Source organism: Pseudomonas azotoformans (assembly GCF_001579805.1).
Classification (GTDB): domain Bacteria; phylum Pseudomonadota; class Gammaproteobacteria; order Pseudomonadales; family Pseudomonadaceae; genus Aquipseudomonas; species Aquipseudomonas azotoformans_A.
Map to the genome: position 1 here is coordinate 4,924,474 of NZ_CP014546.1, position 10,663 is coordinate 4,935,136.

Annotated in this window: 9 protein-coding genes; 5 read left to right on the plus strand and 4 right to left on the minus strand. The window is 61.7% G+C overall.

Annotated features, from left to right (window positions below):
• Positions 1 to 1,152 (plus strand): acyl-CoA dehydrogenase family protein, encoded by a 1,152-nt coding sequence (locus AYR47_RS22500; protein WP_061436946.1) that lies wholly within the window; start codon positions 1 to 3, stop codon positions 1,150 to 1,152.
• A gap of 54 nt (positions 1,153 to 1,206) precedes the next feature.
• Here AYR47_RS22500 and AYR47_RS22505 read toward each other — a convergent pair whose 3' ends face one another.
• Genes AYR47_RS22505 through AYR47_RS22520 form a run of 4 tightly spaced genes read right to left on the minus strand, consistent with a single transcriptional unit; the run spans position 1,207 to position 5,093 of the window.
• Positions 1,207 to 1,980, minus strand: a complete 774-nt coding sequence (locus AYR47_RS22505; protein ID WP_061436948.1) for an enoyl-CoA hydratase — start codon at positions 1,978 to 1,980, stop codon at positions 1,207 to 1,209.
• Between the two features lie 11 nt (positions 1,981 to 1,991).
• On the minus strand, positions 1,992 to 3,119 hold the full coding sequence (locus AYR47_RS22510) for an acyl-CoA dehydrogenase (protein ID WP_061436950.1): 1,128 nt from the start codon (positions 3,117 to 3,119) through the stop codon (positions 1,992 to 1,994).
• A 9-nt stretch (positions 3,120 to 3,128) separates the two neighbouring features.
• The gene (locus AYR47_RS22515; protein ID WP_033902891.1) at positions 3,129 to 4,313 is read right to left on the minus strand and encodes an acetyl-CoA C-acyltransferase; all 1,185 of its coding nucleotides are present in this window, start codon (positions 4,311 to 4,313) and stop codon (positions 3,129 to 3,131) included.
• A gap of 12 nt (positions 4,314 to 4,325) precedes the next feature.
• The gene (locus tag AYR47_RS22520; RefSeq protein ID WP_033902892.1) at positions 4,326 to 5,093 is read right to left on the minus strand and encodes an SDR family NAD(P)-dependent oxidoreductase; all 768 of its coding nucleotides are present in this window, start codon (positions 5,091 to 5,093) and stop codon (positions 4,326 to 4,328) included.
• Positions 5,094 to 5,293: 200 nt separating this feature from the next.
• Between AYR47_RS22520 and AYR47_RS22525 the strand changes: the two genes are divergently transcribed.
• The 4 genes from AYR47_RS22525 (at position 5,294) to AYR47_RS22540 (ending at position 10,630) form a co-directional block, all read left to right on the plus strand.
• The gene (locus tag AYR47_RS22525; protein WP_033902893.1) at positions 5,294 to 6,187 is read left to right on the plus strand and encodes a bestrophin family protein; all 894 of its coding nucleotides are present in this window, start codon (positions 5,294 to 5,296) and stop codon (positions 6,185 to 6,187) included.
• Positions 6,188 to 6,257: 70 nt separating this feature from the next.
• Positions 6,258 to 7,316: a tetratricopeptide repeat protein gene (locus tag AYR47_RS22530; RefSeq protein WP_033902894.1), complete on the plus strand. Its 1,059-nt coding sequence runs from the start codon at positions 6,258 to 6,260 to the stop codon at positions 7,314 to 7,316.
• A 144-nt stretch (positions 7,317 to 7,460) separates the two neighbouring features.
• On the plus strand, positions 7,461 to 8,960 hold the full coding sequence (locus AYR47_RS22535; RefSeq protein WP_061436952.1) for an ATPase domain-containing protein: 1,500 nt from the start codon (positions 7,461 to 7,463) through the stop codon (positions 8,958 to 8,960).
• The gene (locus tag AYR47_RS22540) at positions 8,960 to 10,630 is read left to right on the plus strand and encodes an ATP-binding protein (protein ID WP_061436954.1); all 1,671 of its coding nucleotides are present in this window, start codon (positions 8,960 to 8,962) and stop codon (positions 10,628 to 10,630) included. Before AYR47_RS22535 ends, AYR47_RS22540 begins: the two co-directional genes overlap by 1 nt.
• Positions 10,631 to 10,663: the final 33 nt, after the last annotated feature.

Consider the following 10,663-nt stretch of genomic DNA (forward strand, 5'->3'; position numbering starts at 1 on the left):
ATGCAAGACATTGAATACACTGAAGAACAAGTGATGATCCGCGACATGGCGCGCGACTTTGCCCGTGGCGAAATCGCGCCCTACGCCCAAGCGTGGGAAAAAGCGGGCTGGATCGACGATGCCCTGGTCGCCAAGATGGGCGAACTGGGCCTGCTGGGCATGGTGGTGCCGGAAGAATGGGGCGGCACCTATGTCGATTACGTCGCCTACGCCCTCGCCGTGGAGGAGATTTCTGCCGGCGACGGCGCCACGGGCGCGCTGATGAGTATCCATAATTCAGTGGGTTGTGGTCCGATCCTCAACTACGGCACAGAAGCGCAAAAGCAGACATGGTTGGCGGACCTCGCCAGCGGCCAGGCGATTGGCTGCTTCTGCCTCACCGAACCCCAAGCGGGTTCCGAAGCCCACAACCTGCGCACCCGCGCCGAGCTGCGCGATGGCCAGTGGGTGATCACCGGCGCCAAGCAATTCGTCAGCAACGGCAAGCGCGCCAAACTGGCGATCGTGTTTGCCGTGACCGACCCGGAACTGGGCAAAAAAGGCATCTCGGCGTTCCTGGTGCCCACCGCAACAGCGGGCTTCGTGGTGGACCGCACCGAACACAAGATGGGCATCCGCGCGTCCGACACCTGCGCCGTCACCCTCAACCAATGCACAGTGCCCGAGGCCAACCTGTTGGGTGAGCGCGGAAAAGGCCTGGCGATTGCCCTCTCCAACCTGGAAGGTGGACGCATCGGCATTGCCGCCCAGGCGCTGGGCATCGCCCGTGCCGCGTTTGAGGCAGCATTGGCGTATGCGCGTGATCGCGTGCAGTTCAACAAGGCGATCATCGAACACCAGAGTGTGGCCAACCTGCTGGCCGACATGCAGACCCAACTGAATGCCGCACGCTTGTTGATCCTGCATGCCGCGCGACTGCGCAGTGCCGGCAAACCGTGTTTGTCGGAAGCTTCCCAGGCCAAGCTGTTTGCCTCGGAAATGGCCGAGAAAGTCTGCTCCTCAGCGATGCAGATTCATGGCGGGTACGGCTATCTGGAGGATTATCCGGTGGAGCGTTACTACCGGGATGCGCGGATCACGCAGATTTACGAGGGGACCAGCGAGATTCAGCGGATGGTGATTGCTCGCGAACTGAAAAATTACCAGCTGTAACCTGACACGCTACACAACAACGGTGGGAGCTGGCTTGCCAGCTCCCACATGCGCTTACTTGTCCTTGAACTCCGGCGCACGCTTGGCCACAAACGCTGCCATACCTTCCTTCTGATCCTGCGTCGCAAACGCCGCATGGAACACCCGGCGCTCAAAACGTACGCCTTCCGACAGGCTCACTTCAAACGCACGGTTCACGCTTTCCTTGACCATCATGCTGATCGGCACCGACTTGCCGGCGATCAGGGTCGCCACTTTCAGCGCTTCTTCCAGCAGTTCATCGGCGGGCACGATCCGCGCGACAATCCCGCAGCGCTCCGCTTCTACGGCGTCGATAAAACGCCCGGTCAGGCACATTTCCATGGCCTTGGCCTTGCCCACGGCGCGGGTCAGGCGCTGGGTGCCGCCCATGCCCGGCAGTACGCCGAGGTTGATTTCCGGCTGGCCGAACTTGGCGCTGTCGCCGGCCAGTATGAAATCGCACATCAGCGCCAGCTCACAGCCGCCACCGAGGGCGAAGCCATTCACGGCGGCGATGATCGGCTTGCGGCGGTTGGCCACGCGGTCACTGTCGCTGAACAGGTCATCAAGGTAGATCTGCGGGTAGGTCAGCTCGGCCATTTCCTTGATGTCGGCACCGGCGGCGAAGGCTTTCTTGGAACCCGTCAGCACGATACAGCCGATTTCCGGGTTGGCTTCCAGGCCATCCAGCGCCTGGTTCAATTCGCTGACCAGTTGCGCATTCAGGGCGTTCAAGGCATGTGGGCGATTGAGGGTAATCAGCCCGACGCGGCCTTGGACGTCGAGCAAAATGGTTTCGTAACTCATGTATCGGCTCCTTAGAGATTGCGTGAGATGACCATGCGCTGGATATCGCTGGTGCCTTCGTAAATCTGGCAGACCCGCACGTCGCGGTAGATCCGCTCCAGGGGGAAGTCGCTCAGGTAACCGTAACCGCCCAGGGTTTGCAAGGCGGCCGAACAGACTTTCTCGGCCATTTCCGAGGCGAACAGCTTGGCCATCGAGGCTTCTACCAGGGCCGGCTTGCCGCTGTCACGCAGCGCAGCCGCGTAATGCACCATCTGCCGGGCGACCGCGATTTGCGTGGCCATGTCCGCCAGGCGGAAGGCCACGGCCTGGTGTTCAATGATCGGTTTGCCGAAGCTTTCACGCTCGCGGGCATAGTCGCGGGCCGCTTCAAAGGCGGCGCGGGCCATGCCCACCGCTTGTGACGCAATACCCACGCGGCCGCCCTCAAGGTTGGCCAGGGCAATCTTGTAGCCTTCGCCCTCCTCCCCGAGACGGTTGGCGACCGGAACCTTCACGTCTTCGAACAAAATCTGGCACGTATCGGACGCATGCTGGCCGAGCTTGTCTTCGACCCGCGCCACGCTGTACCCCGGCGAATCGGTCGGTACGATGAATGCGCTGATCCCACGCTTGCCCGCCGCAGGGTCGGTCACCGCAAATACAATCACCACCCCGGCGTTCTGCCCGGAGGTGATGAACTGCTTGCAGCCATTGAGTACGTAATGATCACCTTCCAGGCGCGCGCGGGTTTTCAAACTGCTGGCATCGGAACCCGCCTGGGGTTCGGTCAGCGCGAAGGCGCCGAGCATGGCGCCGCTGGCCAGGGGTTTGAGGAACTGTTCTTTCTGCTGGTCGTTGCCAAACTTGAGGATCGGCACGCAGCCTACCGAGTTGTGCACGCTCATGATGGTGGAGCAGGCGCCGTCACCGGCGGCGATTTCTTCCAGGGCCATGGCGTAGGCCAGGTAGCCGGTGTCGCAACCGCCCCACTGTTCCGGCACCAGCATACCGAAGAAGCCCAGCTCGGCCATTTCACCGATGGCTTCCTTGGGAAAGCGATGCTCGCGGTCCCATTCGGCGGCAAAGGGTTTCAGGCGTTCCTGGGCAAATTGCCGGGCGGCGTCGCTGATTTGCAGTTGTTCGTCATTGGGCAGCATGGTCAGTCCTTAGTACAGGCATTCAACGGCCATGGCCGTGGCTTCACCACCGCCGATACAGATGGCGGCGACGCCACGCTTGAGGCCGTTCTGGCGCAGGGCCGACAGCAGCGTCACCAGGATCCGCGCACCGGACGCACCGATCGGATGGCCCAAGGCACAGGCGCCGCCGTGGATATTGACCTTGGCGTGGGGGATTTCCAGCTTGCTCATGGTCACCAGGCTGACCACGGCGAAGGCTTCGTTGATCTCGAACAGATCCACTTCTTCCAGGTTCCAGCCGGTTTTGGTCATCAGCTTGCGGATAGCGCCCACCGGCGCCACCGGGAACAACCCTGGTTCATCGGCAAACGCCGCATGCCCATGAATCACGGCCAAAGGCTTGAGACCCCGTTTTTCAGCCTCGGACTGGCGCATCAGCAGCAAGGCTGCCGCGCCATCGGAAATCGAGCTGGCGTTGGCCGCCGTCACCGTGCCGCCTTCGCGGAACGCGGGTTTCAGGCTGCCGATCTTGTCCAGCTTGGCCTTGGGCGGTTGCTCATCATGCAGGATGGTTTTCTGTTCTTTGCCCACGGTGACCTGTACCGGAACGATCTCGGCGGCAAAATGGCCGTGGGAGATCGCTTCCTGCGCGCGGGTCAGGGACGCGATGGCGAACGCGTCCTGGGCCTCGCGGGTAAAACCGTTGTGCAGGGCGCAGTCCTCGGCAAAGGTGCCCATCAGGCGGCCTTTGTCGTAGGCATCTTCCAAGCCGTCGAGGAACATGTGGTCCAGCACCTTGCCGTGGCCCATGCGGTAGCCACTGCGCGCGCGGTCGAGCAGGTACGGCGCGTTGGACATGCTTTCCATGCCACCGGCTATCACCACGTCGACGCTGCCAGCCAGCAGCGAATCATGGGCCAGGATCGCGGCTTCCATGCCTGAGCCGCACATTTTGTTGAGGGTGGTGCAGCGCGTGGCTTTATCCAACCCTGCGCCTAACGCTGCCTGGCGTGCTGGCGCCTGGCCGAGGCCGGCAGGTAGTACGCAGCCAAACAGCACTTCATCTACGGCATCGGGAGCAATACCGGCACGTTCGACGGCGGCGCGGATCGCGGCAGAACCCAACTGCGGCGCAGTCAGGCCCTTGAGGTCGCCCTGGAAGCCACCCATGGGCGTGCGCACGGCGCTGACAATAACGATGGGATCGGTCATGGAAAATCCTCCTTATTTGGCTGCCATACGCAAGGCACCGTCGAGACGGATCACCTCGCCATTGAGCATGCTGTTTTCAATGATGTGCCGCACCAGCGCGGCGTATTCGGCGGGTTTGCCCAGGCGTGGCGGGAATGGCACGCCAGCCGCCAGGGAATCGCGGACTTCCGGGGTCATACCAGCCATCATCGGCGTCTCGAAAATGCCCGGCGCGATGGTCATGACGCGAATGCCAAACCGCGCCAGTTCGCGTGCGGCCGGCAGGGTGAGGCTGGCGATGGCGCCCTTGGACGCGGAATACGCGGCCTGGCCAATCTGACCGTCAAACGCGGCAACGGAGGCGGTATTGATGATCACACCGCGCTCGCCGTCGGGATTCGCCTCGGTGTCGGCAATGGCGGCGGCCGCCAGGCGCAGCAGGTTGAAGCTGCCGATCAGGTTGACGTTGATCACCTGGGCAAAGCTGGCCAGGCCGTGGGGGCCGTTCTTACCGAGGATTTTTTCGCCACGGACCACCCCGGCGCAGTTCACCAGCCCATGCAGCCCGCCAAACGCAGCAACGGTGGCCTGCACGGCGGCTTCGGCGGCCGCTTCCTGGCTGATGTCCGCCACGGCGCTGCGGGCATTCTCGCCCAGCTGCTGGGCCTTTGCGGCCACGGCCTCGGCGTTGAGGTCTACCAGCATGACCTTGGCGCCTGCCGCTACAAGCATTTCAGCGGTGGCCGCACCCAGGCCAGAGGCGCCGCCGCTGATCAGGAAGATCTTGTTTTCAATCTGCATTGTTATTCTCTTTAACAGTCCGAATCGTCGAAATAGTCGCCCCAGAGCGCCACTGCGGCAATGGTCAAAGCCCTCAACCTGCCTGACTGGTTTGGCCAGTCATCGACCGCGCCGATCAGCCGGTCAGCCCAAGCGATTGGACGGGCACACTGCAGGCTTCTACTCTGATGGGCTGCGCCACCCAAGAAGCCCGCCCCTGAATGATAGTCCGACCCAAACCCAACCTCCTGGGCATCCTGTTTTCCCTCAAGGGCTCGATTGCCAAGCGCATCGCCCTGCGCAGTTTGCTGGTCACCCTCTTGGCCTCGGTGATCGTGCTGGTGGAAACCCTGCACCCGGCGTACTTTTCCAAGGTCAATGCCACGCCGTTCACCTTGCTCGGCCTGTCGTTGTCGATCTTCATGAGTTTTCGCAACAACGCCTGCTATGACCGCTGGTGGGAGGGCCGCAAGCAACTGGGGCAGATGATCATCGACGTGCGCTCGTTGATTCGAGAAACCCAGGTGCTGCGCGATCCGGCCGAGCGTGCGGGTTTGCTGCGCAGCCTGTGTGGGTTTGCCCATGGTCTGGTCGCCCGGCTGCGTCATGAAGATGAAGCCCTGGCCATCAAGCCGTGGAGTCAGGTCCAGGCCAGCCACCCCAACTTGCCCGATAACGTGCTGCAACAGGTCGGCGCGCGGTTTTCCGTATTAGCCGAACAAGGCGTGATCAGCGAATGGCGCTACACCCAACTGGAGACGCGCCTGGTCAGCCTCAGCCAGGTGCAGGCGTCCTGCGAGCGGATCAAGAGCACGCCGCTGCCCTTCCCCTATACCTTGTTGCTGCATCGCACCATTTACCTGTTCTGTATCCTGCTGCCGTTTGCCATGGCCGAGCCGCTGGGCTGGCTGACGCCGGTGTTTACCGCCATTGTCAGCTACACGTTTTTCGGCCTCGATGAAATCGGTGATGACCTGGAAGACCCGTTCGGCTTTGACGAAAACGACCTGCCCTGCAATGCCCTCCTGCGAACCTTGGAGCGCGAAGTGTTGGCAGCCCTCGACGAAACCGACCTGCCGCCGCCCCTGGAGCCGGTGGAATACGTGCTGACCTGATGCGGGTTTGACACCTGCCGTGGTCTGACCGAAGCTGACGGCTTTGCTGCCCACGCTTTCGGACGCCTGCATGTCAAAGTCACGCCGTTACTCCATCGTCGGCCTGTGCGCCCTGCTGTTGATTGTGCTGATCACTTGGTATTTCTCTCGCTCCACCCCGGTGGCTGTAGCGCCCGCCATCGCCCATGGTTACTCCAAGGCCCTGAAACAGGCGCGTAACGGCGAACCGGGTGCCGCGCGTGTGCTGTACCAGCAACTGGGCCGGCCGGACCTGTCGCCCGGACGTCGCGCTGCGTTGCATGCTGAATTACCCAACTACCCCAGCCCCCAAGCGCTGAAGCTGGCAGACAAAGACCTGGCCAGCGAGTCGTCCCTGGTGCGCGAAGCCGCCATCCACAGCATTGTCGGCCTGGTGCCCACCGGTCAACGCACGCTGTTGCTCGGGCCGGTACTGGACGACCCCGAGCAGGACGTGCGGTTTGCCGCCGCCAATGCCCTGCTTGGCCTGTCGCCCGATACGTTGGGCTTGTACTTCGGGCCCTTGCAGCAGGTCCTCGATGAGTTCGTGAAGAAACTCAAGGCCCAGCCCGAATCGGCCGAAGGCTGGATTCAACTGGCGCGCCTGTACATCCACAGCGCCCTGTTGCCGGAGGCGCAAAATGCCCTGGAACAAGCCATGCGCCTGCAACCGGACAATCTGCAAGCGGTGGTGGCGCAGATTGAATTGCTGGATAAACAGGGCAAGACGGAAGAGTCCCGCCAGCTGCTGGCGCGCCAATTGGCCGCGCACCCTGAGTCAGCCTATCTGCAGCATGCCTTGGGCATGTGGCTGTTGCATCACGGCGAGCGGCCGTACGCGCTGCTCGGCCTGTCCAAGGCGGTGGAGCTGGAACCGGACAATCAGGATTACCGCTACGACCTCGCCACCACGCTGCATGCCCAGCAAGAGCTGGAAGCCGCCCAGCGCCAACTGGAGGAAATCATTCAGCGTCACCCCGCCAATCGCAAGGCCCGCGTGCTGCTGATCAATTACTGGAAGGAAAGCGGTCAGTTGCAGAACGTCCAGGTTCTGCTCGCGCAGCTTGAGCAACAGAATCCGGATGATCCGGCGTTGCAACAAGGTCTGTAGGTTCAGGCTAAAAACTTGTAAACCCAAGCCACCGTTGTACAAATTTTACGAAACGTTGAACCGCTAAAGGCCACTACGGTCAAGTAAATATGGCGCGCCAACACAGGTGCGCCCCTCTATTTGAACGTGACCTGAGGGCACTCCTTGTCTACATCCAATGAGCTGTTCAGTGAAAAGGCCGCCACCGGCATCGAAGGTCTGGATGACATTCTTTCCGGGGGGCTATCGCGCAGCCACCTGTTCCTGCTGGAAGGTGAACCAGGCACCGGTAAAACCACCGTCGCCCTGCATTTTCTGCAGGCGGGTGCGAAAAACGGTGAGACTTCGTTGTACATCACCTTGTCCGAGACCGAACGTGAACTGCGTCAAGGTGCCAAGTCCCACGGCTGGGACCTGGACGAGAATATCCATATCTTCGAACTGACCCCTCCGGAAAGCCTGCTCAACGCGGAACATCAGCAAAGCCTGCTGTATTCCTCTGACCTGGAATTGGGCGAAGCCACGCGGCAGATCTTCGAGGTGGTTGAGCGGGTCAAGCCGACCCGTGTGGTCGTCGACAGCCTCTCCGAAATCCGCCTGCTGGCGCAGAGCTCTTTGCGTTATCGGCGGCAGATCCTGGCGATCAAACATTACTTTGTGCGTTATGACGCCACCGTACTGCTGCTGGATGACCTGACCACCGAGTCCCTCGACAAGACCGTGCACAGCGTCGCCCACGGCGTGATTCGCCTGGAGGAGCTGACCCCCAACTACGGCGCCGAACGTCGCCGGGTACGGGTGGTGAAGTACCGCGGCCAAAAATACCGTGGCGGCTTCCATGACTTCACCATCATGCAAGGCGGCGTGCATGTGTTCCCGCGCCTGGTCGCGGCCGAGCATCGTGGTGGCTACAACCGCGAGACCCTCACCAGTGGCATCCGCGAGCTGGATTCGTTGTTGGGCGGTGGCATCGAGACCGGCTCTAGCAGCCTGATCCTGGGACCTGCCGGTACGGGCAAATCGCTGATCTCGATGATTTTCGCCGCCGCCGCCGTGGCCCGTGGCGAAAAGGCCGCGCTGTTTATTTTCGATGAAGAGCTGGGCCTGTTGTTCGAACGCATGAAGAACATGGGCATCGACCTGGCGGCCTTGCAAGCCACCGGCAACCTGCTGATCGAGCAAGTGGACGCCGCTGAACTGTCGCCCGGCGAGTTCTCCCACCGCGTCCGGCGTTGCGTCGATGATGGGGGCATCAAGACCGTGGTCATCGACAGTATCAACGGCTATCAGGCTGCAATGCCGGAAGAGAATGCGCTGATCCTGCACATGCACGAACTGCTGCTGTACCTCAACCGCCGTGGTGCCGCCACCTTCATGACCGTCGCCCAGCATGGCTTGGTGGGCGATATGCAGGCGCCGGTAGACATCACCTACCTGGCCGATACCGTGATCCTGCTGCGTTACTTTGAAGCGATCGGTGAAGTGCGCCGCGCCATCTCGATAATCAAAAAGCGTACTGGCTCCCATGAGTCGACAATCCGTGAATACCGCATCGGCAGCCGGGGCATGACCGTCGGCGAGCCTTTGAACAACTTCCAGGGGGTCCTGCGCGGCATTCCCACCTACATGGGCGCGGGCTCGCCCCTGCTTAAGGACATGGGCTAGTGGCGGCCGTTACGCCTGTCTCCGAGCGCGCGATCATCCTCGCGCCGTTGGGACGTGACAGCTCGCTTGCACTGATGATGCTCAATGAGGCCGGCTACAGCGGCATCATTGCCAGTGACCTGGGCATGCTGTGTGAGGCGTTGGAACACGGCAGCGGCTTGCTGATCATCGCCGCCGAAGCGCTGCGCGGCGCTGACCTGGACCCGTTGCTGGAGCATTTGCACCAACAACCCGCCTGGTCAGACTTGCCTATCGTTCTGATGACCCACCACGGCGGCAGCGAACAGAACGGTTCATCCCAGTTCAGCGGCTTGCTGGGCAACGTGACGTTCCTGGAGCGTCCGTTCCACCCTGTGACGCTGATCAGCCTGGTCAGCACCGCCCTGCGCGGGCGTCGTCGGCAATACGAAGCCCGCGACCGCCTGATCGACCTGAGTGAAAGCGAACTGCGCCTGCAGCGCACGCTGGAGACTCTGGAGCAACAGGTCGAGGAACGCACTGCCCAACTGCGCCACAACGAAGACGCCTTACGCCAGTCCCAGAAGATGGAAGCGGTCGGCCAGTTGACCGGCGGTATCGCCCATGACTTCAACAACATGCTCACCGGCATCATCGGCAGCCTGGAGCTGCTGCGCAGGCGCGTGTCCCGAGGCAAACTGGACGACCTCGACAGCCTGATCGACCTGGGCGTGACCTCGGCCAACCGTGCTGCGGGCCTGACTCACCGTTTGCTGGCGTTTTCCCGTCGCCAGTCCCTTGATTCCAAACCCGTGGAGATCAACCAACTGGTGACCTCGATGGGCGAATTGCTGCAACGCAGCATCAACGAGAGCATCGCCCTGGATATGCGTCTCACCGGCCAACTCTGGACCGCCGAGGCCGACCCCAATCAACTGGAAAGCGCCCTGCTCAACCTGGTGATCAATGCCCGTGACGCCATGCCCAGCGGCGGCAGCCTCACCGTGGAAACCACCAACCGCCACCTCGACAGCGTCTTCACGGCCGCCTATGGCACCTTGAAACCCGGTGACTACGTTGAACTGAGCGTCAGCGACACCGGCTGCGGCATTCCGGAAAGTGTGATGGGGCGCGTGTTCGATCCGTTCTTCACCACCAAGCCGATCGGCCAGGGCACGGGCCTGGGGTTGTCGATGATCTACGGGTTCGCCCGCCAGTCACATGGTCATGTCACCATTCACAGTGAAGTCGGCAAAGGCACGACAGTCAGCCTGTTTCTGCCTCGATTCATTGGGGAAGTCGTGGCCGATGTGGCGGCCGATGCAGCGCTGCTGCCCTTCGCCAATGCCGGAGAAACGGTACTGATCGTCGAGGACGACCCTGCGGTGCGTGTATTGGTCGGCTCAGTGCTTAAGGAGTTGGGCTATGGGTTTATCGAAGCGGGTGATGCTGATACAGCCGTGCCGATCATCGAGTCGGACCATCGCATCGACCTGATGATCAGCGATGTTGGCCTGCCGGGCATGAATGGCCGCCAACTGGCGGAAATCGGCCGGCAGATCCGGCCAGAGCTCAAGGTATTGTTCATCACCGGTTATGCCGAACATGCGGCGGTGCGGGGTGGGTTTCTGGATCCCGGCATGCAACTGATCACCAAGCCGTTCACGTTCGATTTGTTGACCGCGAAAGTTCGGGAAATGATCCAGCAATAAAACGTGATATGTCTGGCAACAGCTACACACATT